15 protein-coding genes are annotated in these 25,794 nt (G+C 65.0%); 1 reads left to right on the plus strand and 14 read right to left on the minus strand.

The annotated features are described in order from the left end of the window. Position 1 precedes the first annotated feature (1 nt). The 7 genes from AB0366_RS24010 to AB0366_RS24040 are packed head-to-tail and all read right to left on the minus strand — an operon-like array spanning position 2 to position 7,169. Positions 2-946, minus strand: a complete 945-nt coding sequence (locus tag AB0366_RS24010; protein WP_366246212.1) for a phosphotransferase — start codon at positions 944-946, stop codon at positions 2-4. 7 nt (positions 947-953) lie between these two features. Next, entirely contained in the window at positions 954-1,889 is a 936-nt protein-coding gene (locus AB0366_RS24015) for a phosphotransferase (RefSeq protein WP_366246214.1), read from the minus strand. After that, positions 1,886-3,295, minus strand: a complete 1,410-nt coding sequence (locus AB0366_RS24020; RefSeq protein ID WP_366246215.1) for an amidase — start codon at positions 3,293-3,295, stop codon at positions 1,886-1,888. The genes AB0366_RS24015 and AB0366_RS24020 overlap by 4 nt, the downstream gene beginning before the upstream one ends. Continuing rightward, positions 3,292-4,557, minus strand: coding sequence for a M20 family metallo-hydrolase (locus AB0366_RS24025; protein WP_366246216.1), 1,266 nt, complete (start codon positions 4,555-4,557; stop codon positions 3,292-3,294). Before AB0366_RS24025 ends, AB0366_RS24020 begins: the two co-directional genes overlap by 4 nt. Next, positions 4,557-6,119, minus strand: a complete 1,563-nt coding sequence (locus AB0366_RS24030; protein ID WP_366246217.1) for a sodium:solute symporter family protein — start codon at positions 6,117-6,119, stop codon at positions 4,557-4,559. The genes AB0366_RS24025 and AB0366_RS24030 overlap by 1 nt, the downstream gene beginning before the upstream one ends. A gap of 1 nt (position 6,120) precedes the next feature. After that, positions 6,121-6,399, minus strand: a complete 279-nt coding sequence (locus tag AB0366_RS24035; RefSeq protein ID WP_094640059.1) for a hypothetical protein — start codon at positions 6,397-6,399, stop codon at positions 6,121-6,123. A gap of 5 nt (positions 6,400-6,404) precedes the next feature. Then, on the minus strand, positions 6,405-7,169 hold the full coding sequence (locus AB0366_RS24040; protein ID WP_366246218.1) for an inositol monophosphatase family protein: 765 nt from the start codon (positions 7,167-7,169) through the stop codon (positions 6,405-6,407). A 244-nt stretch (positions 7,170-7,413) separates the two neighbouring features. On the opposite strand from AB0366_RS24040, the gene AB0366_RS24045 reads away from it, so the two are divergent. Beyond that, positions 7,414-8,184 carry a GntR family transcriptional regulator gene (locus AB0366_RS24045; protein WP_366246296.1) on the plus strand — a complete coding sequence of 257 codons (771 nt, stop codon included), beginning with the start codon at positions 7,414-7,416 and terminating at the stop codon, positions 8,182-8,184. A gap of 46 nt (positions 8,185-8,230) precedes the next feature. On the opposite strand, the gene AB0366_RS24050 is transcribed toward AB0366_RS24045, so the two are convergent. The 7 genes from AB0366_RS24050 to AB0366_RS24080 all read right to left on the minus strand — a co-directional run bounded on the left by AB0366_RS24050 (position 8,231) and on the right by AB0366_RS24080 (position 25,773). Beyond that, the gene (locus tag AB0366_RS24050) at positions 8,231-10,180 is read right to left on the minus strand and encodes a primary-amine oxidase (protein ID WP_366246219.1); all 1,950 of its coding nucleotides are present in this window, start codon (positions 10,178-10,180) and stop codon (positions 8,231-8,233) included. Continuing rightward, entirely contained in the window at positions 10,177-10,554 is a 378-nt protein-coding gene (locus AB0366_RS24055) for a hypothetical protein (RefSeq protein WP_366246220.1), read from the minus strand. The genes AB0366_RS24050 and AB0366_RS24055 overlap by 4 nt, the downstream gene beginning before the upstream one ends. Before the next feature lie 105 nt (positions 10,555-10,659). Next, positions 10,660-11,493 (minus strand): ABC transporter permease, encoded by an 834-nt coding sequence (locus AB0366_RS24060; protein WP_366246222.1) that lies wholly within the window; start codon positions 11,491-11,493, stop codon positions 10,660-10,662. After that, positions 11,490-12,491, minus strand: a complete 1,002-nt coding sequence (locus tag AB0366_RS24065) for an ATP-binding cassette domain-containing protein (protein ID WP_366246224.1) — start codon at positions 12,489-12,491, stop codon at positions 11,490-11,492. The genes AB0366_RS24060 and AB0366_RS24065 overlap by 4 nt, the downstream gene beginning before the upstream one ends. Continuing rightward, entirely contained in the window at positions 12,488-22,729 is a 10,242-nt protein-coding gene (locus AB0366_RS24070) for an amino acid adenylation domain-containing protein (protein WP_366246225.1), read from the minus strand. The genes AB0366_RS24065 and AB0366_RS24070 overlap by 4 nt, the downstream gene beginning before the upstream one ends. Positions 22,730-22,998: 269 nt before the next feature. Beyond that, positions 22,999-24,624 (minus strand): long-chain fatty acid--CoA ligase, encoded by a 1,626-nt coding sequence (locus AB0366_RS24075; protein WP_366246226.1) that lies wholly within the window; start codon positions 24,622-24,624, stop codon positions 22,999-23,001. A gap of 96 nt (positions 24,625-24,720) precedes the next feature. Beyond that, positions 24,721-25,773, minus strand: coding sequence for an alpha/beta hydrolase (locus AB0366_RS24080; RefSeq protein WP_366246227.1), 1,053 nt, complete (start codon positions 25,771-25,773; stop codon positions 24,721-24,723). Positions 25,774-25,794: the final 21 nt, after the last annotated feature.

Raw genomic sequence — 25,794 nt, forward strand, 5'->3', positions numbered from 1 at the left:
CTCACAACCCCTGCAGCCAGAACGCCCAACGCGGATCCGCCATCTTCATCCTCGCGCGGGCAAGCTTCCAGGTTCCGTACTTGTGGTAGTCGAAATCCCATGCGGTGCTGAGCTTGTGGTTCATGCAGCCCCACAGGCCCCACTTGACGTCGGCGAGGGCGCTGCACACCTGCACCCGGGAGATCATCGACCATTCGGCTTTCCCGTAGAACTCTTCGATCAATTCCATCGTCTGCTGCTCGCCGTAGAACATCTCGGTGATCATGACGGCGAGCTCGTAGGCACGGTCGTTGTTCGACGCGAACTCGTAGTCCACCAACTTCATCGGCAGACCGTCGCCGATGAGAATGTTTCCGGGCATCGGGTCGTTGTGACACGCAACCAGATCCAGGCCGGACGCCAGCATCGCATTCTTGGCCTGCCCGTATTCGGCGAGGATCACCTCGGAGTCGCGGGGTAACCGCACGCCGAGTTCGGCAACCTGATCGAGGTGTTCGTCGATCATGTCGAAGATTGTCTTGGTGACACTGAGCGTGCTGCCCGAATGCAGCACCCGGTACAGATCGATCATGCCCATGGGAATCTCCGGACGCTTGAGATCACCGTTGGTGCACGCCCGGTAGCCTTCCAGGAACTCGATCACCTCCACCCCGGTCACCGGGTCGAACAGCACCACCTCGGGCCCGATGTCCAGAGCGCCTGCGCGACGGGCAGCTTCGTTCGCCAGCGACCGATCGATGAACGAATCCGTTCCGGCACCGGGGAGTTTCATGAAGTAGCGCTTGGGTTTCCCGTCGACGGTGATGCGCCAATTGCTGTTCATCAGCCCTCCGGGTACCGGGGCGTAGGTGATGTTCAATCCCTCCCACTCCGCAACAGCGGCCAGAGCCTTCTCCACCTGCCGTTCGGGCTCGGTGCGGGCGGATCCCAGTGCGATCTCGTTCATGGCCACCTCAGATGTTCCGTACTCGGTCGTCGAAATGGGGGTCGCGCAATCCTGCGCGCGCCCTCAGGAACTGCCAGTCGGAGAACTTCGAGTACTCCTGCGTACCCGGTCTCATTGCGTCTGCATACGAGCCGATCAGGGCCCACCGCAGGGAGTCGGCGATGCCGTAGAGGCGGGCGCGATCGAACAGCGCACTGTCGAACGACCCCCACATCATCTCGAACACCTCACGTGCGTCGGTGTCGAACGGGCGGATCTCGGCGAGCAACGCACCGATGTCCTGCAGCGGATCCATCAGCGCTGCAACGTCCCAGTCGACGAGCCGCATACCGCCGTCGTCGAGCATCAGGACATTGGAGACGTTGCCGTCGCCGTGGCAGGGGACCGCGTCGAACCCGGCACTGTCGATGCGGACTCGAGCAGGCGCAAGAGTCCGGAGCATCCAATCGAAGTCGGCCGGAAACAGGCCGCCGACCTTCTCGACCAAACCGATGACGTGTGTCAGGTCGTCGAACACCGAAGCACGTCTGGTGATTCCGCTGAGCCCGTGAACCGATGTCCGCAACGCCACCAGCTTCTCGACATTCGCGTCCTCGTCGAACAGATCGAGCGTTGCGGTCGAACACAGTCCGGTGAAGTCCTCCATCACCAACACGCCGGAAGCCGCGTCGGAGAAGAAGACAGTCGGGCCGATGCCCGCGTCACCGGCCGTGGTCGCAGCCGAGAACGTCGCTGCGACATCGACGTAGTCGCGGGCATGCGGTTCCATCACCTTCACGTACGCGGCCGAGCCCGCACCGGAGTCCGCAACCTCGGCCCGCGCCGAATAACGCTCGGAGTCCGCGCCCCACCAACTGGGGCTCGCCATGGTGGTACTGGGGTCCAACGTCAGGTCGCCCGTTGCCCAGATCCCCAACTCGCTCAGTGTCTGCCGCACAGTCATCCCAGTACTCCGATCGTCTCTGCGGCCACAGCCGTCGGCCAGTTCATCTCGAAGCCGCGTGCACCTTCGAGCCATTTCGTCAGTCGTAGTACCGCCTGGTCTGCGAACCGAGGTCCGACGACCTGGATCCCGACGGGCATGTGTGCGCTGAAGCCGAAGCAGAGTGCGGAGGCAGGCTGTGCGGTCTGGTTGAACCACGCGGTGAAACTGCAGTGGCCCAAAGGTTGTGCCGGGTCGAGCCCGACCTCATCGGCTCCGAAGCCCACCGTGGGAATGACCGGGGAGATGACGAAGTCGAACTCGGCCGTCTGCGCCCGAACCATCTCCTGCGAGCGCATCACCGCATCGGTATCGCGCGAGAACTGAGCCGCCGAATACTGTGCCGCCGCCGAGGCCCAATCCGCGACCGCGGGCAGTACCTGCGATCGACGATTCTCGGGAATGGCCTCCCACTCCGTGCGCGCGCGAACCTGGAACAGGCGATCCAACGCCGGGTACGGATCTGTGGCAAAGACCGGAGGCATTTCGGTGACCACGGCACCCGCTGCCGTCAGTTGCATTGCTGCAGAACGCACCACGGCCTGTACGTCGTCGGAAACGGGGGGACCGTAGCCCATGTCGAGCATGACGCCGATGCGAAGTCCGGCAGGAGCGAGGACCGCGTGTATGTCGGAGGTGTCCTCGTAGGGCAGGCTCCACGTGTCGCGTGGATCGGGCCTCGAGATGACGCCGTAGAGGTCGATGAGATCGTCGACGGTGCGCGCCATCGGACCGGCCGATCGCATGGTCGACGGAGCGGTGTGCGGAATGCGGCCCTGCGTCGGCTTCAAGGCGACGAGCCCGCAGTGTCCGGCAGGCAACCGCACCGACCCGGCGATATCGGAACCGACAGAACCGAACCCGATGCCCGACGCCAGCGACGCACCTGCGCCGGCGCTGGATCCACCGGTGTTGCGGGAGATGTCCCAGGGATTGCGGGTGATGCCGTACAGCGAGCTGACGCCGGCTGCCATCATCCCCATGTCCGGCATGGTGGTCTTGCCGACGATGACGGCACCCGCTTCCTTCAGCCGGGCAGCCGGCGGCGCATCGACGGTCGACATCGGTAGGTCCGCATTGGCTGCGACGCCGTGCCGCCACGGCATCCCGATCGCATGGACGCTGTCCTTGATCGTCACCGGAATGCCGTCCAGGTCGCCTCGGCCACGGCCGGATACGAGTCGATCGGTCGCGGCCTCCGCTGCCGCACGGGCACCCGACTCGTCCACGTACGCCATCGCATTGATCACGGGGTCGGCGGCCGCCAAATGCTCCAGCGTGGCGTCGAGCAGGTGTAGGGGAGTGGTCTCACCGGTACCGAACGCCTCCCGTATCTCGGCGATCGTCTTCGTCAGAAGGGGATTCATCGAGTGCCTTTCAGGCCGACGAGTTCGACGTTCGGGCCGACTCCGATGTCGCCGCGGACGAGCCGTGCGACGGTTTCGGCGAGCATCTTCACGCCCGCGAGCAGGTCGCCGTCGTGCGTCAATTCCTTCTCGCTGTGCGAGATGCCGTCGACGCTGGGGACGAACAGCATCACCGTCGGGACGACGTCCTTGAGGTTCACCGAGTCGTGGCCGGCCATGGTGAGCATCCGACGAGATGACAATCCGAGTGCCTCGGCGGCCTCCTCGGCCAGTTCGACGCCCTCGATCTGGTAGCTCGTGGACGGCCGTAGCGCCGAGGTGTCGATGCTGACCCGCACCTCCCCGTCGGTGTTGACGGAATCGATTGCGGCAAGCAGCTTCCAGTGGGCCTGCTCGAGGACCTCGGGATCGGCGGACCGGAGGTCGATGGCCATGGTGACCTTCGACGGCACGACGATGGGGGAGTTGGGTTCGACATCGAACTCGCCGACCGATGCCAGCAGCGCCTCCTCGGGGAACTGCGTGGTGAGATCCCGTGCAGCGAGCACGATGCGCGATGCGCCGACCAACGCGTCGTGGCGCAGAGCCATATGAGTTGCGCCGGTGTGCGACTGCTCGCCGTGCACGGTGATCGAGTACTTCCGTGCGGCCCAGTTGGCGGTGACGATGCCGATCGTCGTGCCCGTGTTCTCGAGGATAGGACCCTGTTCGATGTGGATCTCGGCGTAGGCGGCGGCCTCGGGTGCATCGCCTGTGCCGTGAAACCCTATCTCGAAGAGAGCATCCCGCACGCTGACGCCACTGCGGTCGGTGACCTTCAGGATGTCCTCGGCATCGAACTTGCCGATGAAGACCCCGCTTCCCATGAGGCTGGGCGAGAAACGGGAACCTTCCTCGTTGAACCAGTTCACCACCGCAAGGTTGAATTGTGGAGCGACCGAGCCACGTTCGACGCATTCTGTGACCTCGTACGCGGCGTGGGCCGCGGCGAGGACCCCGTAGGCCCCGTCGTACTTCCCGGCCGTCGGCTGACTGTCGAGATGCGATCCGACGAGGACGTACGGTGCGCCGGGCACGAAGTCGACGGTGCCGTACATGTTTCCCACCGCGTCGACGGTGGTGGTGAAGCCGTGCCGGTCGAACCAGTCGGCGAGGAACCGCCTGGTTCGACCGTCGTCCGCGGTTGCTGCCTCGCGGTGCACGCCGCCGGCGGCGGTGGCACCGAACTGCGAGATCGCTGCGAAATCGTCGAGAAAAGCCACTAGATCTTCTCCGGTGCGGGGTTGGCAGCGAGTTCTTCGATCTGGTCCTCGAAGGACAGGTCGACCGGTGCCGTGCGGGTAGGACGCTTGCCGACCTCGAACATCTCGTCGACGCGGGCCTTCTCCTCGGTCGTCGTTCCGGTGACCTTGGAGACGATGAGGAAGACGGTCAGGTTGACGGCCATGCCGACTACGCCACCGGTGAGGCTGCCCAGCCCGGCGATGTCGTCCGGGTAGATCGCGGTGAGCAGCAGAGCGACGGAGAAACCGGAGATCATGCCCGCGACTGCGCCCTTACCGTTACCGCCGCGCCAGAACACTCCGAGGAACAGCGGAATGGCAAGCTGCACAACGCCTTGATACGAGATCTGCGCGAGAAGCTGCAGCCGTGTCATGTTGAAGGTGGCGTAGGCGACGATGGCCGCGGCGGCCATGAAGGCGAGCATGCTGCCCTTGGCCACCTTGGTGAGCTGGCTGTCGGTGAGCTTGCGCTTGTCGGAGTTGACGAGGTCGTTGGCGATCTGCAGGCCGCAGACCTGGACGCTGCCGTCGATGTGGCCCATGGATGCGGCGAACACCATGGTGGCACCGAGTCCGAGGAGCCAAGTTCCGCCGTAGCTCTCCATGATGGTGAACCAGCCGGTCTGCGGTGAATCGGCCACGGCGGGGATGACCGTGCCGGCGATGCCGACGAGCATGAGCAGGGAGTAGAAGACGCCGGAGATCAGCACGGTGCGGATGGTGCCGGACTTGACTGCGCGGACGCTGGAGGCGGTGTAGATGCGCTGAAAGCTCGTCGGCCAGCAGAGCGATCCGACGACGCCGGTGAAGATGAGGGCGAAGAGGTAGAACGGGCCGTAGGAGTCGCCGTCGCCGGGGACGCGTAGATACTCGTCGGCGACGTCTCCCAGAGTCGAGAAGCTGATCGGACCGCCGGCGACACCGGAGAGCAGGATCAGGCAGAGTGCCGCGGAGAAGACATACGCGACGATGCCTTGGAACATGTCGGTCATGATCAGGCCGCGCATGCCCATCTTGACGGTCCAGTACTGGCGGATGACGATGACGGCCAGGCCGACGAACAGGCACGTGGTGACCGACCATGCTCCAGCACTGGCGATCTGGAAGACCTCGCCGAGTGCCTGCATGCCGAGCACCACCCAGGGGAAGAGCGAGACGATACCGATCACGCTGGCGACTATCTTGGTGCCGCGCGAGTTGAAGCGCAGGCCGAGCAAGTCGGGCTGTGAGCGGAGGTTGTACTTCGCTCCCCACCGCCAGGCGCGGGTGGCCATGAAGTACATCATGGCGACACCGAGACTGGAGTACGCGAGGCCGTACATACCGAATACGCCTGCGCCGCTGGCGAGTCCGAAGAACGCGATGAACACCGAGCCCGGCCACCACGAGTTGACGTAGCTCATCGCGACGTACCAGGGGCCGTAGCTGCGACCGCCGACCGAGTACTCGTCGAACGTCGGGGAGGTCTTCTGTTGGGTGGTGTACAGAATGAAGATGACGACGGCGTAGAAGACGCCGAGCATTCCCAGCATGATCAACATGTCATTCTCCAGTCAGCGGTGCGGTAGCGGGGAGGAGGTCCTCGTCGAGTTCGCCGCGGATGTCCTCGACGATGTAAAGGCCCCACAGGGTCAGTCCGAGCACGACTCCGTTGATCAGCCAGTACATGATGGCGAACGGGATGCCGAGGATTTCGTAGCGAATTCCGCTGCCCCACATGTAGAGCGGTGGGAACAGCGCGAAGAGCAGAGCGAGAGCGTAGATACCGCCGAAGAACGTCATGATGCTCTTTCGGCTCAGGCCGCGAATGTACTCTTTCATGTGCGTCATCCTTGGTTGACTATTTTGAGAACCGAGTCGTGAATTGCGCCGTTGGTCGCAATCCCGTTGCCTTTGTCGAAGTCTCGCGCTCCGTCGAGCGAGGTGAACGTGCCGCCGGCTTCCTCGATGATCACCGGCATGGGGGCAAGATCGTAGATCTGCGTCGTGTAGTCGACCACTGCATCGGCCTGGCCGCTCGCGACCATCATGTAGCCGTAGGCGTCGCCCCAGGTGCGCAGCACTGCACCCGTGGCGTGGAGGTCGACGATGGTATCGGGGTGCCAGTCCTCGAGCCAGGTTGCCATCACGTAGGCACCGTCGAGATCGGTCCTGCTCGAAACATGTACCTGCTTACCGTTTTTCCAGCACCCTTTGCCACGCTCGGCGTGCATGAGGATGTCGGCACTGGGCAGGTTGATGACGCCGAAGACGATCTCGTCGCCTTCCTCGATCGCAATCAGGTTGGCGTACAGCGGAACTCCGTGCACGAACGACTTGGTGCCGTCGATCGGGTCGACGATCCAGCGGTAGTCGGAGGTGCCGCCGGTTTCACCGAACTCCTCCCCGAGAAAGCCGTCGGTGGGGAAGTGCTCGGCGACGCCGGCTCTGATGTGCGTCTCGATATCGCGATCCGCTTGTGTAACAGGGGAACCGTCCTGTTTCTGTTCGACGGTGAGGGCTGAGGTGTCGAACCAGCGACGAGCGATCTCGCCCGCCGAGCGGGCGAGCTCCACGCCGAGAGCGGCGCGTGCCGACCTGGAATCCTCCACGGTGTTGCACCCTTCGGTAGATGTTGCGTTCTCGGGTAGGTGCAACGATGGGCGTAGACCATTTCTGGTTTTCTCGTCGATACGTGAACGTCGTGTAACGCGTGACCTGGTTGCGGGTCATAGGACACCCGCCGTGTTAATCGTGCGTTAATGCCCAGGTCGAGGGGTGTTGCGCGGCCCTGATTGAAGATTGAATGGACACTGCAGTCATTCCAGGAGAAATCGAGGTGGTCCGGTGCTGTTGATGGAGCAGACCCACGCCGCGCTTCTTCGGTTGGCGGCCGAGCTCGAATCGCGGTCCGTTGCCCGGTTGCCTCCCGAACGCGAACTGGCCGAGCGGCTCGGTACGTCACGGACGACGCTGCGCAAAGCGCTGGATCTCCTCGAACGTGACGGCGTCATCCGACGGACGAAGGGTAGAGCCGGCGGCGCGTTCCTGACCTCGGTGACACCGGGTTCGTCGTCGCCGGAAAGTGCGCAGTCCCTCTGTCAGAGCCGGCGACTGCTCCGAAGCCTCAACACCGTCAAGGGCGTCCCACAGATGCTGCACGAGCAGGGATTTCGAGACGGGACCAAAGTCATCTCGGCGCGCATCTCCGAGCCGAGCCCGGAGGCGGCGCAGGTTCTGGGAGACGGACCGGTGGTGTCGCTGCTGCGGCTGCGCTTCGCCGACGGCGACACGCTGTCGCTGGAGCAGATGTACCTCAGTGACAGCATCTGTGGCCGAGTGCTGGAGACCTCGTTGGACTCGGTGTACGAGGCTCTGCGTACACGGCTCGGCGTATCGGTCTGCATGGCAGACGAATCCATCGAATTGGCGACGATCAGTGCGCCCGCGGGCTCGCTGCTCCGACAACCCGAGGGAACGCCCATCCTGAAACTCGAACGCATCGGATACGACCAGTCCGAACGACCCGTCGAATATTCCGTGGACCTGTTCCGAGCCGACCGAACCCGATTGAGTGTGCGCACCTCGTCGCTGGTGAGTGCGTCGGTCACCGAGACGGCGACCTAGACGCGTAGGCCCGGAGACCGTGGTCCCCGGGCCAGGACGTGCAGAGCTACTCGTTGCAGCAATGCCCGGCGGGCTTCGGCGTCTCCGGTGCCAGATCCAGCATCGGATTGCCGTCGAAGAATCCCGTGGGCTTGAGGTGCAGACTCACATGACTGACCGGCATGACCGGCCAATCCTCGGGGCGCACCACGTGGTGTGCAGCGATAGTGGGCCAGATGACCAGGTCGGCGTTTTCGAGGGAACGGTCACCGCTCGTGTACTTCACGAGCCCGTCGAGTCCGGGGTTCTGTGCCACGTACTCGCCGGCCGCGTAGCGCTCACGTTCTGCGTACGGCGTCGCCCACAGGTGCTTGGTGGCGAACCCGCCTCGGCGCGCCTGCTGCGAACCTGGCTGTGCGAGAGGCAGAGCGACCGCACCGGACGGCTCGATCTTGTACCCGATGTGCCCACCGAGCTTGTTCTTCTTGTCCGCGTTGGCGATCAACCAGGAGCGGGCACTGAGTGGATCGGCGATGCGTTGCGCTTCGGACTCGCTCGTGAGCTGTCGTTTGGTTTGTCGCCAGGCGTTGCCGTGCGGATTCTCCGGCCCGGCGGGGACTGCCTCGGCTTCGAGTTCGTAGAGGTTGTTGCGTGCCCCGTCCACGTTCATGTCCAGACGAACGCTGAAGAAGTGTTGATGATGCGGCCCGTAGAGACCGGGAGCGACGAGGGTGCCGAACTCGGGGACCGTGCCCGGCTCGATCGCACCGGTGGAGATGATGCCGGTCAACTTGATCTCGAACTCGATGGACCCGTCGAGATACAGATGCCAGTAGAAGCCGTAGTCGTAGTTGCCCACGGTGGCGAAGAACGACACGACGAGACGACGGTTGCGCCGGACCTGGCCGACGTTGTCGCGAAAGTCGGTGTGCTTCCAGCCGATGCTGTAGTCCTCCTCGTGCATGCAGATCGCATTCGGCAGCTCGATCGGTTGACCGTCCTGATCGTTGACGTACGCGTCGAAATAGTGGATTTCGCCGAGGCAATCACAGCCCAGCTGTAGGGAATTGGCGAGAACGCCGAGCCCGTACTCGCCCTCGTCGAACACGTTCTTGTTCCACTGGCTGTCGCCCGGATCGCCGTAAGGCACGTACATCTCCGACAGGGATGCTCGATGGACGATCGGGCGCAGGGTTCCCCGATCGACGTATCCGACTTCGTGCAGCACGAGGCCTTCCCGCGGCGTGAACCCCACGCGCATGCGCCAATTCGCCCACTCGACGTAGTGGCCGTCCACCGTGAACGACGCACCGTCGGGTTGAGTGATGTCGATCTTCTTCATCGGTGCCCGCTGCTGCGCGAACTCCGGGACATTGCCGGGGCGTTCGTAGAATCCGGGTAGGTAGTTGCCCGGCGTGTGGGGGATGGGGACGACGCCGGTGTCTGCGACGTCGACGACCTCCATCGTGTCCATATCGACCGTCACGACGAGGTTTTCGACCGGCCGCGCATAGCCGTTCTCCTGCGCTTCGCTCCGCACGAACGTCAGAGGGCGGGCGAGGCGTCGACCGCCGGGATTGTCGCCCTCCACGGTGTGGCCGCTGGCCCACTTGTCCACCATTGCCAGCGAGAAGTCGGTGACGCCGCGCTTGACCATTGCCGCCTGCCAGCGCGGGTCGGCCTTGATGACGTCCTCGCAGCGAAGAAATTCCTCCAACGTGATGGGTGGCTGGGCGTCGGCGATCTCGGTGTAGCTGATCAGGGCCTGGTGGGTGAGCGAGACAACTGCCTCGAAAGTGGCATGTGCGTCACGGTCACGCAGGACGACGAATGCTCGACGGTCCGTATCCGATTGCTGCAGATCAGTTTTCGCCGGCTCCAGCAGCTCGATGTAGACGAAGCGTGCCGCGGAGGTCAGATTCTGCTCGCGAACGACTATCGCCGACGTCCTCGAAATCTCCTGCGGGGTCAGCGGTTCGAGGGGGTGAACTACAACGGGCGCAAAGGTATCGGTCATCGTGGCTCCTGCAATGGGTAGTGGAGAAATTCTGGCGGAATGCGGCGCGTGCGAAGGAACACGACGACGGCGGCGAGCATGAGTTCGATTGCCGCTACAGTCGAGGCCGGCGACACGTCGCTGACACCGCCGACAACGACGGCCTGATGATGTCCTGTCGGACCGGAGGCATGCGCAAGCAGCATCACGGCACTCGACGCCGCCATGACCACCCACGGACGATTGTTGTTCGACCGCCACAGATCGGCAGCACACAGCAGGCACACCACAGCCATGGCGGCGACGACAACACCGACCGCGCTACCGATGCCCATCCTCAGGTGAAGAACGGCCGAGATCACCGCAAGTGCTGCTGCACAACGGTTGATCAACACTTCTCGTGGCTCCCTGTCGTCGCTGTCGGTTACGACGCTAGGGGTAGACCATTTCTGGTATTCGTATGTCGTGTGAGAGCCGTGTAACTCGCGGTGAGCGCGAGATCAACCCACCCGGCCGCGTGAGACCTTCAGCGTCAGGGGCACGAAGATCGCCAGCAGCACGATCGAGGCAATGAAGGAGTACAGCATCGGATTCGACGACGCCCAGGTCACCGGTTCGTTGATCAACGTCGACGGTGCGATGGGATTACCGAACGCCTCGCGGGTGGCGCGGGCCACCGATGTGACCGGGTTCCATTGCGCGAAGATTCGCAGCGGCCCCGGCAGCGTCGCCGAGGGGATGAATGCCGAGGAGATGAAGGTCAGTGGGAACACGATGATCATCAGTACGCTCTGGGCGCTTTCGGCTGTGGCCGAAATCAATCCGACGACGGCACCCATCCACGACATCGCGAAACCGAAGAACACCAGCAACGCGATTGCTCCCAGGGCAGAACCGACTGAGCCGTTGATGCGCCAGCCGACGACGAATCCCGCACCGATCATCACCGCGATACTCACCACCGATACCAGCGCGTCGGTCAGAGTGCGCCCCAGCACGATCGCCAACCTCGACATCGGCAGCGAGTGGAATCGTTCGACAATTCCCTCACGACTGTCGGTGGCCAGCCCGATGGCGGTGAACCCGGCACTGAACACCACGGTCTGCGTGAAGATCCCGCCCATCAGGAACTGTCGATACTCGCTCCCGCCGAGCGCGCCGCCGAGGACGTAGGAGAACAGCAGCACGAACATCAACGGCTGCACCGTCGCACCGAGCAGCAACTGCGGAACGCGCAGTATCACCAACAGGTTGCGCTGCGTCATCGTCGCGCAGTCCATGAGGAAGCTTCCGATTCCCTCGCGTCGAACGGGTCGCGCAGCCACCGTGGTCATCGAACGATCCTCTCGGCCTGCGGGGCACCCATGTGATGACGGCCGGCATCCTCGTCACCGGTCAGGTCGAAGAAGACGTCGTCGAGATTAGGTGCACTGACGTACGCATCGTGGACGTCGATGCCCGTCCCGTACAGACGGGACAGGATCAGCATCAGCGACCGCGAACCGTACGGCGCGTCCGCGGCGAACCAGCCGTCGCGAACAGTTGCGGGGTCGGTGCGCACGTTCATGCGGGACAACAACTCGGTCGCCACTCTCAGACTGTTGGGATTGAGAACCTGTACGTGTGCACTCGGTACGCGCAGACGGGACTTCAGCTGCGTCGGTGTGCCCTCGGCGACCACGCGGCCCTTGTCGAACACCACCACGTCGTCGGCCAACCGCTCGGCCTCGTCGAGGTACTGCGTCGTCAGCAGCACCGCGGTGCCGTCCCCGGTCAGCTCTTCGACCACGTCCCAGAGCTCGCCGCGACTGCGCGGATCGAGGCCGGTGGTCGGCTCGTCGAGAATCACCAACGGTGGCCGCGCCACCAGGGCACCGGCCAGATCGAGGCGTCGACGCATACCGCCCGAGTACGTCGACGCCGCCCGTCCGGCAGCGTCCTCGAGGTGGAACATCGCCAGCAATTCCTTGGCTCGCGTACGCGCCCGAGACCCACCGAGCCCGTACAACCGACCGAGCATTCGCAGGTTCTCGTACCCGGTGAGTCGGCCGTCGACGGCGGCGTACTGCCCGGACAATCCGATCAGTCCGCGCACCGCCCGCGGATTCTCCGCCACATCGATGCCGGCGACCGTCACCGATCCGCTCGTGGGAGCGCTGAGGGTGGCAATGATGCGCACCGCGGTGGTCTTGCCCGCGCCGTTGGGACCCAACACCGCGGTCACCGTCCCCGCAGGCACCACCAGGTCGACGCCACTGAGCGCCACGTGATTGCCCTTGCGCCCCACGTATTCTTTGACGAGGTTCCGTACCTCGACCACTGTCTCGCTCATCGGTACTGCCCCGATGCGGCTGCCGGCGTGCGTGATTCGATGCTGCGCGCCACCGCGGCCAGGGCCTTCGGGGTACCCATCTCGTTGTGGGTTGTCGGAACCGGATGATCTGCGATGGTTCCACCGACGAATTGTCGCCATTCCCAGGGTGATCGAGGCACGCCGCGGTAGCGCGACGCGGAGAAGAACGTGAGGTCGCCGCCGAAGAATTCGGGCCGATGCTCGTAGCCGAGGCGAACGAACAGACGGTATCGATCGTACAGGCGTCGAATCTGATCGTCGTCGAGCAGCGTTGCCGCACCGCCCTGCCTGCGTACCAGAGCTATCGCATCGTCGAGAGTCAGATCGTCCTCGACCTCGAACTCGCCCACGAATTCGCGCAGCAGGTCCGCCACCGACATCTCCTGTCTCGGTGCCGTCTCCTCGCACAGCGGGTAGGCGTCGAGAACGATCAGTTCCACTGCCTCGCCCTGCTTCTCGAACTCGACGGCCATCGCCTGCGCGATGAGCCCGCCGAGCGACCATCCCGCGAGACGGTACGGCCCATCGGGGAATTCCATGCGGATGGCGTTGACGTAGTCGCGTGCCATCTCCTTCACCGACTCCGGTTCCGGTGCGGTGGTCACGATTCCGCGGGCCTGAATTCCGACGACAGGAGTATCGGCATCCAGATACGGAAGAATTCCGGTGTAGCTCCAGACCAGTCCGATGGCCGGATGAATGCAGAACAGTGGTGTCCGATCGGGCGATCCTCCGCGCAGCGGTATCAGGACGTCGAACGGAGAGCGCGCACGCAGAGTCACCGGAGCCTGCTGGGCGGCGACACCGCTGTGGCCCAGCGCGTCGAGTCGGGCTGCGATCGCGTCGGGTGTCGCGACGTCGAAGAACCACGTCACGTCCACTCGATCTCGATCGGAATCGGCGACCTGCTCACGCAGAGTATCCATCACCATCACTGCGGCAAGGGAATTGCCGCCGAGGGCGAAGAAGTCCGAGTCCGCGTCGATGGTGTCCACATCGACCGCGAGCACCCCTGCGAAAGCAGACCGCACCGAATCCACCGTCGAAGCAGTGGGGCGAGCGACGGCGGCCGTCACCGGTCCCGCAGCGAGCGCGACCCGATCGACCTTTCCGTGTGAGGTGAGGGGGAGCTTGTCGTGCAGCACTATTCGCGCGGGCACCAGGTGTCGGGGGAGTACCTCGGACATATCCGCACGGAGGTGATCGACATCGACGACGTCCGTGGTGCTCACGTGCGCGACGAGTGACGAGCCGGTCGCGGTGTCCTCGACGAGCACCACCGCGGACCGCACCGACGGGTTCGCGGACAGCACGGCCTCGACCTCGGCCGGCTCGACTCGAACTCCGCGGATCTTGGTCTGCGAGTCCGACCGTCCGAGAATCCGCAGCTGGGTACCGTCCGGTGTCGAGACGGAGCGAACGAGGTCGCCGGTTCGGTAGAGCCGTGAGCCCGCATCGCCGTACGGATTTGCGACGAAACGAGTCGCCGTCAATGCAGCCCGACCCAGATAGCCCCGAGCCAGGCCGGCACCCGCGACGTAGAGCTCGCCCATGTCCGGTCCGTTCACCTTGCGCAGGTCGGAATCGAGGATCAGCGTCGACGTGCCCGGAACCGCAGACCCGATGTGCGGTGCCACCGCAGTCTTCTGCAGACCCATCGTTGCCGCGACCGTCGACTCGCTCGGGCCGTACGCGTTGACGAAGCGACGGCCCTCGGCCCAGGTGTCCAGCAGCGCTGCCGACAGCGCCTCACCTCCGGTGCCGATCGTGGTGACCGACAGCAATGCGTCGGGCGAGAGTGTCCCCAGTGCGGCCGGGGTGATGAAGATCGTGTCGACGCGCTCGCGTCGAATCAGGTTGCCGAGCTGCGTACCCGCGAAGGTCGACGACGGTGCGACCACACAGGTCGAGCCGCGAACGACCACCAACAGCATCTCCAGAATCGCGGCATCGAATCCCGGCGACGCCACATGCAGAACCCGGGACCTGGGACCGGTGTCGAACTGCAATCCCAGCGACACCGCGAATCGTTCGAGCCCGCGATGAGTGACTGCAACCGGCTTGGGCCGACCCGTCGTTCCCGAGGTGTAGACGACATAGGCAATGTCGTCGGAATGCGGCCGTGGCAGCGGCAGATGCCGATCGCCGGGCTCGATGTCTCGAATGGATCGCCACGTCACGCTCTCGCGGGGCAGGTCGGCGTCCGAGCCGTCGCACAGCCCCAGGATCGGAGCCGAATCCTCGAGGATGTAGCGCAACCGCTCGCTCGGGTACGAGGGGTCGAGTGGCAGGACTGCCGCACCGGTTCGCGCGATCGCCCAGAACGCGGTGACCGAGGCCAGGGAACGTTGCGCCGCGAGAGCGACACAGGTTCCCGGCCCCGCACCGGCCGCCCGAAGCGAATCAGCCAGGGCAGCAACGGCATCGTCCAACTCGCGGTAGCTCATCGAGCCGTCTGCCGCAGCGACTGCGACCGCATCCGGATCGAGCGAGACGGCCGCGTCGAACAGCGCGCCCAGCGTGGGAGGCGAAAGAACGATGTCCGACACGTCGAGCAGATCACCGACGGTGCTCGACGGTGCTGCGGCAGCTCGATCGAGTATCTCGACCAATCGTTGCCCCAGATGACGAGCGGTGCTGGGCAGAAACAGATCTCGCGCGTAGGTGATGCGTACATCGGCACTGCCGTCGAGGACGGGGCGGACGGACACCACGAGGTCGAACGCCGACGTGGTGATCGGGGCTTCGATCGTGGCGATGGTTCGGTCGCCGGTGTCGATCGTGAGCGGCGGCGAATCCTGTACGGCGAGCACGATCTGAACGAGGGGATTGCGGGCGGGGTGACGCGGTTGTTCGAGCGCGGACACGACCTCGTCGAACGGGATCATCGCGTGCTCGAACGCGTCGAGATCGGTCTCGCGCACCTCTGCCAGTGCCTCCGCGAACGACGCGGACCGAGCGAAGCCGGTGCGCAATGCCAGCGTGTTGACCGCCATGCCCACCATCGAATCGAGGGCCGTGCCACCGCGTCCCGAGTGCGGTGTACCGATCACGACGTCGGTGGTGCTGCCGGCTGAAGTTCCGACGGATGTGAGCGCGGCCAGCGCGGTGTGCACCACCATGAATTCCGAGGATCGGTGGGCCCGGGCGAGACTGCTCACCCGGGCACGTACCTCGGCGGACATCGACACCGTGACGGTGGCCGCCCGCCCGGTGGGAGCACTCGGCCGCGGCATGTCCAACGGAACGGCGTGTTCGACGGGTGCGCCCTGCAGCTTCTCCGTCCAGTAGTCGAGGCCGGTTGCTCGCGCTCCGTCGGTCATCGCGGCTTCGAGTGCGAGCTGGTACTCGGCGTACTGCAGCGGCCGACTCGGCCACACCGGGGTGTTGCCACTCTCGCGAGTGGTGTACGCGAACAACAGATCAGCAGACAGCGGGGCGATCGATTCACCGTCGGCGGCGATGTGGTGCACGACCAGGACCACCACGTACTCGTCGTCCCCGGTCCGCGACACCGTGGCTCGGACCGGAAGTTCGATCGACAGATCGAAGGGGTGCGCACCCGCCTGGTCCAGAAGGTCTGCGAGCGAGCAGCTTTCGCGCGAGTCCGCGATGCTCACCTCGACCCGACGCTGCGGCCAGACCCGCTGCACCGGTCCCGTCGGCGTGGTCGGGAACGTGGTCCGCAACGACTCGTGGCGCTGCACCACATCGTTCAGCGCGGCTTCCAACACGTGGGGGTCGAAGGCACCGGTGACGCGGAGGCCACCCACGATGTTGTACGCCGTTGCCGTCGAGGCGATTCGGCTCGTGATCCACATGGCCTGCTGCTGGGGTGAGAGAGGAATCGACGACCCTCGCGTGGAGCGGATCTGTTCGATCAATTCTTCGGTGAGCCAATGTGATTGTGGCATCGAGTGGCTGGAATCCCCGTGCACTGTGTCGAGGTGTGCGGCAAGCTCGGCAACCGTGGGGTTGTCGAAAATCGCCCGCACCGGGACGTGGTGGCCCAGGCTCTCGCCGATACGGGTGGCGTACCGCGTCGCGGACAGCGATGTGCCGCCGAGGGCGAAGAAGTCGGCCGAGGTTCCCACCGACGGGACGTCGACGATCTCGGACAGAATCTGCAGCAGAGTCGATTCGAGTTCGGTTCGAGGCTGGTCGTCGACGGAGGTGACGTCGAACGACACTGCAGGCAAGGCGGATCGGTCCAATTTGCCGACCGGGGTGAGCGGGATGGCGTCGAGGACCACGATCCGGGCGGGCACCATGTGTCTTGGTAGCCGCTCGCGGACGATCCGCGTCAACTCACCGGCGTCGACGGTGCCCTCACCGTGCACGTAGGACACGAGCACCGTCTCCCCGGACGGGGAGGTGGCCGTCGTCGTCACGGCGAGATCGACTCCGGGTGCCGCACCGAGAACGCCGTCGATCTCACCCAGTTCGATTCGTAGACCGCGGATCTTGACCTGGAAGTCACTGCGTCCGACGATCTTGACCGTCGGGTCGTGTGCGCCGTCGACGTACGCGAGATCTCCCGTGCGGTACATGCGTGACCCGGGAGGGCCGAAAGGATCAGCGACGAATCGGGTGGCCGTCAGCGCCGGACGATCGACGTATCCGCGCGCGAGTTGTCCACCGGACAGGTGCAATTCGCCGGTGACGCCGCTCGGTACCGCAGACAGTCGTGTGTCGAGAACGGTCGCGCGGACGCCGGAGACCGGCATTCCGATGGATACGTCCCGGGTCGGGGCGAGAACAGGTAGATGGGTGGAGATGGTGGATTCGGTCGGCCCGTAGACGTTGACGACGCGACGTCCGGCCGCCGCGAGAGCGAGCAACTCCGGTCCGAAGTTCTCGCCGCCGATGCCGATCGTGGTCATCGACGACAGATCCGGACCGGTGAGGTCGAGGGTGGCCAGCACCGACGGCGTCAGGAAGCAGTGCGTCACCCGATGAACGTCGATCACCGCTTGCAGTTCTTCCGCACCGACGATGTCGGCCGGAGCGACCGCCAACGTGCCCCCCGAGCGTATCGCGAGCGCAATCTCGAGCATCGACGCGTCGAAACTCGGTGAGGCGAAGGCCAATACGCACGAACGCGAGTCGGCCCCGAACGCGCGTACCAGCTCGGCCCCGGCGTCGGAGTACGCCTGCCGGGAGATTTCGACGCCCTTGGGAGTGCCGGTGGTTCCCGAGGTGTAGATGACGTATGCCGCATTGGCGGGCGACACCTGCGGGGCGTCCCGGCCGTACGTCCCGGCAGGGGCGAACAGCGATTCCAGCGACATCCAGAAGTCGTTCGATCCATCCGTGGGCAGGTGCGTGAGACCGACGACGGCGCGGCTGTCGCGCACCATGAACTCGCGGCGATCCTCCGGGTAGGCGGGATCGACCGGAACGTACACGCCTCCCGAGCGAGCAACGGCGAGTACACACAGCACCGATTCCATGGAGCGAGGCAACATTCCGACCACTCTGGTCTCGGCCCGCACACCTCGCCTTCGAAGAGTGGCGGCCCCGCGAGTGACGAGTGCGTCGAGATCGCCGTAGGTCATGGATCGTTCGTCTTCCACCAGTGCCACGGCGGTCGGCGAACGCCGCGCGCAGTCTCGCAGTGCCCGGTCGATACTCGCACCGGCCGGATCGGCTCGACCGCTGATCATCGGCAGCAGCCGCGCCCGTTCGCATGGAACCAGTACGTCGATCCGGTGGATCGGACGGTCGGGTTCGGCGGCCATCTGGGCGAGTACCGATGTCAGACGCTGCAGTAGCGCGTCCGCGGTGGGCTCGTCGTAGAGGTCCCGTGCGTAGGTCAGCACGATCGTCGTCTCGTCGGGCCTGGAGGCCGAACGGGAGAGCACCACCTCGAGGTCGTACTTGGTGACGGGTAGGTCGATGCCGTACGCGCTCACGACTCCGCCGCCGATCTCCATGTCGACATCGGGGGTGACGCGATCGGTCAACATGACCTGGAACAGTGGGTGGCGGCCGGGCAGGCGTACCGGGTCCAGGTGTTCGACCAGGGAGTCGAAGGGCATGTGTCCGCGAGAGAGCGCCTCGAGGTCGACACCTCGGACCGCGAGCACGTGCTCGCGCACGGAGTGGCTCGGCGTGATCTCGGTGCGCAGGACCACCGAGTTGACGAACATTCCGACCACGCGGTCGAGGTCGGGATGCCCACGCCCCGCGACAGCGGTACCGATCACCACATCGTCGCCGGCACCGGAACGGGACAGCAGCAGCGCCAATGCCGCGTGTACCACCATGAACTCCGTCGACCCGGTGCCCGCGGCCAGGCGATCGATGGCAGCCTTCGCGTCCGAGCTCAGCACCGTGGACACTGTTCCGCCGAGGCCGGTCGGCGTACTCGGTCGAGCGCGCATGGTGCCCGGTGGACGGGTGTCGGGAAGGCCCGTGAGCGTATCGGACCACCACGTCCGGAGAGCGCTCAGCGACGAACCGGTGTCGGAGGCCTCTCCCAGCTCTGTGCGCTGCCAGGCGACGGCATCAGCGTACTGGACGGACAGTGAATCCCACTGCGGCGCAGCGTCGTCCAATCGAGCGCGGTATGCCTCGCCGATGTCGGCGGCCAACACGCCCAGTGACCACCCGTCGACGCAGATGTGGTGCAGGACGATCGCAACGACGTGTTCGTCGCGATCCGGTAGCGAGATCACTCGGCCACGAAGCGGCAGATCGTGTTCGAGATCGAACGGGCGCGTGGCGATCTCGGACAGGGAGTCGAGCAGTGCTGTGTCATCGACATCGGCTCCGTCGATGGTCACGGCATCGAACGGCAGCGGATTCTCGATGCTCGGGGCGTCCAAGATCAGCTGCAGCGGCACATCCTCGGACGGTTCGACGCGGAAGACGGTACGCAAGCTCTCGTGGCGCCGGACGACGTCGTCGAGTGCCAGCCGGATGGCGGGGATGTCGAGCTCGCCTCTGACTCGAAGAGCGAGCGGAATGTGATACGCGGCCGACGGCTGGTAGCGCTCGATCCACCACATGCTGCGCTGCGAGGGTGAGGCGGGCAACGGCTCAGTGCGTGAAACAGCAACCGGTGCAGTGGATCCAGCGTCGTCGGCGAGGTCGATCACGGCGGCGGCCAGTCGCTCGACCGTCGAATGCAGAAAGACCTCGCGTACGCCGACGCGGTATCGGCCGTCCGCCGCGAGGCGAGCGGCGACGACGGTGGCGAGCAACGAGTTGCCGCCGAGAGCGAAGAAGTCGTCCGTGGCCGACACCGATGGTACGTCGAGTACCTCCGAGAACACCTGGGCGACAGTGACTTCCTGAGGTGTTCCGGGTTCGCGCCGATCGGCCACGACCTGATCGACGGGCTCGGGCAGCAGGCGGCGATCGACCTTGCCGTTGGCGTTCAACTCGAACGCATCGAGCACGTTCACGCGGTGGGGCACCATGTACGCGGGGAGAACGCCGACGAGCGAGGCGGTCACCTCGTCGGGGTTGAGCACCGCATCGTTCTCGGCGACGACATATCCCACCAGGGTGCGGGCCACTCCGTCGCCGTGCACGACCACGACAGCGTCACTGACCAGTGGGTGGGCGCGAAGTGCCTCCTCGATCTCACCGAGCTCGATCCGGAACCCACGCACCTTGACCTGATGGTCGCGTCGGCCGATGTAGGTGAGTTCGCCTGTGGAAGTCCATCTCACGAGATCACCGGTCCGGTAGAGCCGGCCCCCTCCGAAGGGATCGGCCACGAATCGGCTTGCCGTCAGACCGCGTCGATCGTGGTAGCCGCGGGCTACGCCGGTCCCGCCGATGTAGAGCTCGCCCACACATCCCGGGGGAGTCGGGTCGAGTCGGCTGTCCAACACATACGCCCGAATGCCGTCGATGGGACGCCCGAGCGCAACTTTCTTTCCGGCCTCGAGCTGTCCGAGGGTGACCGCGACCGTGGTCTCGGTGGGGCCGTAGACGTCGACCATCCGCCGTCCGGGAGCCCAGTCGTCGACCAGCGCGGCCGGCACGGCGTCGCCGCCGACTCCGATCGAGACGAGCGTCGACCCGGCGGCGGGGGAGACCGTCGCCAGCGCGGACGGCGTGATGAACCCGGCGTCGATGCAGTGCTCGGTGAGCAACGCCCCGAGCTCGTCGCCGCCGTACACCCCGGTGGGCAGCACCACGAGGGTTCCGCCGGCACCGAAGGCCAGGAACATCTCGAGCACGGAGGCGTCGAAACCCGGTGATACGAAGTGCATCACCCGTGACCCGACGACCGTGGCGTGGGCCGCGATGGCCGCGTCGGCGATGGGTCCGATACCGCGATGGGTGACGGCAACGCCCTTGGGGATGCCGGTGCTGCCGGACGTGTAGATCACGTACGCGAGATGATCGAGAGTGAGCGGTGCGAGGCGGTCGGCGTCGGTGATCGGACCGTCGGTGCATCCACGCGTGGGATCGTCCTCGACGACGATCCAGTCGATGTCGGACGGCAGTCGGCCGAGCATGTCCCGCGTCGTGACGCCGACGTGCGCGCCACAGTCCGCCAGCGTGCGTTCGATGCGATCGAGTGGATGCGCAGGATCGATCGGTACGTACGCACCGCCTGCCTTGGTGACGGCCCACACCATGGTCACCGATCTGTACGAGCGCGGGAGTACCACGGCAACCGGCACGTCCGGACCGACCCCCATCGAGATCAGCTGTCGCGCGGACGAATTCGAGCGACGGTCGAGCTCGCGGTACTCGACCACGGTGTCACCATCGACGATCGCAGGACGGTCCGCCGCACGACGCACACCGCGGCCGAAGATCTCCGGCAGGGTCGCCAGGGCAGCAGGCGCGCCGCCACTCCACTCGTGCAGCAGGAGTTGACGGTCCGATTCGGTGAGCACGCCGATGGAGCCGATCGGGCAGTCGGGTTGCCGGGTTGCGAACTCGTGCAGGAATCGAGCGAACCGCGCACTGTGCATCTCGATGTCGGCGAGTTCGTACGTGGCAGGGTTGCCTTCGATATCGACGCGCATCTGCCCGTTGTCGGAGTTCGTGTGCAGGGTGACGGCCATGTCTGCCGTCGGACCCGAGGTCAACAGGTCCAGTCGCGCGTCGAGATCGCCGAGCCGGATCCGGTCACCGAACAGCATCGGGTTGATGGTCGGTCCCAGCGTGGCACCCGAGGCCCGCAGGTCGCCGGCGATCTCCGCGGCGGGGAGCAGTTGGTGCCGTAGAGCACCTCCGATGCGGTGGCCGATGTTGTCGATCAGATCCGCGATGGTGGTCGTCGATTCGACACGGGCACCGATGGGAACGGCGTTCGCCGTCATGGACGCGGAGGATCTCGCCCAGGCGGTGACGCGGGCAGCCATCGGAAGAGTGAGAACGACGTCGTCGGTGTCGGTAGCCCGGGCGAGGTACGCCGCGAATGCCGCGACCACCAGAGCGGCGACGGTGGTCTTGTACGTTCCGGCTGCACTGGCGAGGGCTTGGTCGGTGTGCAGGTCGAGAGTTCTGTCGCACCGATGGTTGAACGACGACGGTTCGGCCGTGCGTCCGGAGAACGACACGGGCTCCGGGAGTTCTGCCGACACTGCCGCCCAGTACGCGCGATCCTTCTCGATGCGCACCGATGCGCGGTACGCCGCCTCGGCCTCGACGAACGCGCGCGGATGCCTCGCTTTGCGGGGCGGCGGAATCTCGCCGCGTTCGAGTGCCGTGTAGACCTCGCCGGTACGGACGGCGACCACTGCCGAACCGAATCCGTCGATCACGGTGTGGTGTGCTCGTGCGTACCAGAAGTACCGTAGGTGACCGACTTTCAGGACGGCCGACCTCGACAGTGGTGTCGAGTACAGGTCGATCCGAGCCGTGAACTCCGCGTTCATCCATTCGCGTGCAGCCGCGATCGGGTCGGGAGATCCGGTGAGGTCGTAGTACTCGAGTTCGGTGGGCAGGATCGCCGCATCGACGAACTGACGCACGGTATGCGGGCCGTCCTGGCCGTCGCCGGGGGCGAGCAGGCGGGTCAACAGTGAACCCGTTTCGGCGGCGGTGATGCGCACCGAGTCGACGAGGAGATCGAAATTCAGGTCACCACGGACGTCCATGTAGTGAGCCACGCTGTGTGCGGCATGCGGATGCAACTGCTGCGCCAGCCACATCGCGTACTGCGAGGACGTCAACTCGAACGGATCTTCGTAGTTGTCGTCCAACGTCACGAACCCGAGTACCTGATTTGAATCGGTCACAATTACCCCCGCGCAACTTTGCGCCCCGTCATACTCCGCTTACTCGGAACCCCGAGGGAACGGTAGCAAACTCCGAGAAGGTTGGATTGATGCTTTACATACCGAAGTCCAGTAAAACTAGTTTTAGTTGAACTTATGGTTTGTTTAGCGAGCCTCGACAAATAGCCTGTGGAATGACGCTCGACGGTGTATGCGCCGGAACGCGGACGCAGAAAGCCGCCCCGAGCGGGTGCTCGGGGCGGCCGGCCTCGGTGCGGTGAACGGTGTCGTTACACCAACTCGATGACGTCCAATGCTCCGTCGGCATGGAAGTTGCGTAGTCGCTTCTTGTCGTACTTGCCGACGCTGGTCTTCGGGACCTCGTCGATGAACGTCCAGCGTTCCGGCAGCTGCCAATGAGCCACGCGGCTGTCGAGGAACTCCTTGAGCTCTTCGGCTGTCACCGAAGCGCCCTCGCGGACGACGACGGCCACCAAAGGGCGCTCGTCCCATTTGGTGTCGGGCACGCCGATGACCGCGGCCTCGCGTACGGCGGGATGTCCCATCACCTGATTCTCGAGTTCCACCGACGAGATCCATTCGCCACCGGACTTGATGATGTCCTTGGACCGATCGGTCAACCGGAGGTAGCCGCCCTCGGAGATGGTGCCGACGTCGCCGGTGCGCAGCCAGCCGTCGTCGAATTTGTCGTCTGCGTCCGCGCGGTAGTAGCTGCCGGTGATCCACGGGCCACGCACCTCGAGTTCGCCGACGGTCTTACCGTCCCACGGCAACACCGTGCCTGCATCGTCGACGAGTCGTGCTCGCACCCCGGCGACGAATCTGCCCTGCGTGCAACGTAAGTCGAACTCGTCCTCCGGCGACAGCCCGGCGTCGGGCTTGCCGGAGGTACCCAAAGGCGAGGTCTCGGTCATGCCCCACGCCTGGGAGATGTGCACCCCGTACTTCTCGTGGAACGCCCGCATCAGACTCGGCGGGCATGCGCTGCCGCCGACCACCACGTCACGCAGACTCGACAGGTCCGCCGGGTGATCTTCCAGATGCTCCAGCAGTGCCTGCCAGATCGTCGGAACCGCCGCAGCAGCCGTCGGGCGCAGCGTCGACATCATCTCCGCCAACGGAGCAGGCTGGAGGAACCTGTCGGGCATGATCAGCGACGCACCGACCATCAACGCCGCATACGGCAGGCCCCACGACATCGCATGGAACATCGGCACGATGGCCAACACCTTGTCGGACTGCGCAATCGCCATCGCGTCGGTCATGCACGCCTGCATCGAGTGCAGATAGATCGACCGATGCGAGTACACCACTCCCTTGGGGTCGCCGGTGGTGCCGGAGGTGTAACACATTGCGGCAGCTGATCGTTCGTCGAGCTCAGGCCAGTCGAACTCTTCCGGCTTCCCTGAGAGTAGGTCCTCGTAGCTCAGCACCTCGATACCGTCGGGTGCAGTGACCTGCGCCGGGTCGACCCCGACGACAATCAGGTGACGCACGGTCTCGAACGTCGGGAGCAACGGCGTCAACAGTGGCAGCAGGCTCGCATCCGCGATGACCACCTGATCCTCGGCATGATTGACGATGTAGGTGAGCTGCTCGGGGAAGAGTCGAATGTTGAGGGTGTGCAGCACTGCGCCCATCGCAGGAATCGCCATGTAGGCCTCCATGTGCGGGGCGTTGTTCCACATGAACGTTGCGACGCGCTGATCGTCGTCGATGCCGATCGACCGCAGACCGTGCGCCAGTTGCGCTGCCCGCCTGCCCAATTCCCCGAAGGTCACGGTGGTCGGACCGGTGTCCGTCCAGGTGGTGATCTCGGCCGAGGAGTGGATGGACGTCCCGAATCGAACCAGCTGGCCGATGGACAGTGGGGTGTCCTGCATGGTGCTCTTCATCGATATCGCTCCTGAAGTTCTCGGCACACACGTCGCTGTGCTGCGCGTCACACCTTGCACCTTACGGACTTCCCCCGACGGGTGGTCCCGGGTACCTCACATCCGGGCGTCGACCTCGCGAACCATGTCCCGATAGATCTCCGACGCTGGATCGACGACGTCAAAATGGCCGCCGGGTCCTTCCACCGGGACGACCGAATCCGAGCCCGCAAACGCGGCGGCACAGTAGGCGCGACTGATCTCGAGCAGGTTGGGATCGTCCGATACCGCACACACCACCAGCTGCGGGACTCCGAGCGGAAGCCGCGAGATCGGCGACGATGCCCCGTACGTCTGCTGGGCGTCGGCGAAGCGCGCACCGAGCGCAGTCGACACCGCACCTTCACCGAGCCACCGCTCGTCACCGACCCGAAGATCGAGAACACCGGCCAGACTCACTGCGAGAGCAGGACTCACGGTCTTACCGACCGAGTCGGCCGCGAGTCGCATCGCAAGCTGACCGCCCGCCGAGTGGCCCATCAGGACGATTCGGTTCAGGTCCAGATCGCCGGGTGCGGTCTCCAGCGCTGCCAGCGCGGCGGCGACGTCGTCGGTCGTCGCATCCCAGCCGTGTTCGTCGGGGCGACGATATTCGACGTTCCACGTGGCGTACCCCCGCGCGGTCAGATCGACGGCCATCGCGTCCATCAGATCGAATTCCCATCGCGAACGCCAATATCCACCATGGATCAGCATCGAGACGGGAAACGGGCCGTCGCCCTCGGGCAACCGCTGCTCGACGCGTTGCTCGGGGTGATCTCCGTACGACAGGATCTTCCCGGGGTGGAAGCGGTGGAAGAACACACTGTCGATCGCGAACCGGAGGCCGTCGAGTCCGCGGCCCCGGATGTGTGTGCGAATGCCGTCGGACCTGTCCGCCTCGCACTGCCCCAGATCGACTCGAACGACACTGCTGTACGACGCCATGTCGATGGGGACGCCACCCCCTGGAACGACGATCGCCTCGTCGGAACCCGCTGGAGTGTCGACGATTCCGCCCGTCAGTCCTCGAGCCGACAGCGCCCTGGCGACCAGTTCCTGCGCCGTCGCGAGATCGGCGAACACGCCGGGAGCGGCGACGATGTCGAGGTGCGTGGAGGGGTGCGTCATGGCTTCACGCTACCCAGAACG

Source organism: Rhodococcus sp. NPDC076796, assembly GCF_040702765.1.
Lineage (GTDB): Bacteria > Actinomycetota > Actinomycetes > Mycobacteriales > Mycobacteriaceae > Rhodococcoides.

Excerpts from the sequence above, each read along its gene's own strand:
- AB0366_RS24010 (WP_366246212.1), bottom strand. The coding sequence starts at position 946 with ATGAACGAGATCGCACTGGGATCCGCCCGCACCGAGCCCGAACGGCAG.
- AB0366_RS24015 (WP_366246214.1), bottom strand. The coding sequence starts at position 1,889 with ATGACTGTGCGGCAGACACTGAGCGAGTTGGGGATCTGGGCAACGGGC.
- AB0366_RS24020 (WP_366246215.1), bottom strand. The coding sequence starts at position 3,295 with ATGAATCCCCTTCTGACGAAGACGATCGCCGAGATACGGGAGGCGTTC.
- AB0366_RS24030 (WP_366246217.1), bottom strand. The coding sequence starts at position 6,119 with ATGTTGATCATGCTGGGAATGCTCGGCGTCTTCTACGCCGTCGTCATC.
- AB0366_RS24035 (WP_094640059.1), bottom strand. The coding sequence starts at position 6,399 with ATGAAAGAGTACATTCGCGGCCTGAGCCGAAAGAGCATCATGACGTTC.
- AB0366_RS24045 (WP_366246296.1), top strand. The coding sequence starts at position 7,414 with ATGGAGCAGACCCACGCCGCGCTTCTTCGGTTGGCGGCCGAGCTCGAA.
- AB0366_RS24050 (WP_366246219.1), bottom strand. The coding sequence starts at position 10,180 with ATGACCGATACCTTTGCGCCCGTTGTAGTTCACCCCCTCGAACCGCTG.
- AB0366_RS24060 (WP_366246222.1), bottom strand. The coding sequence starts at position 11,493 with ATGACCACGGTGGCTGCGCGACCCGTTCGACGCGAGGGAATCGGAAGC.
- AB0366_RS24065 (WP_366246224.1), bottom strand. The coding sequence starts at position 12,491 with ATGAGCGAGACAGTGGTCGAGGTACGGAACCTCGTCAAAGAATACGTG.
- AB0366_RS24075 (WP_366246226.1), bottom strand. The coding sequence starts at position 24,624 with ATGAAGAGCACCATGCAGGACACCCCACTGTCCATCGGCCAGCTGGTT.
- AB0366_RS24080 (WP_366246227.1), bottom strand. The coding sequence starts at position 25,773 with ATGACGCACCCCTCCACGCACCTCGACATCGTCGCCGCTCCCGGCGTG.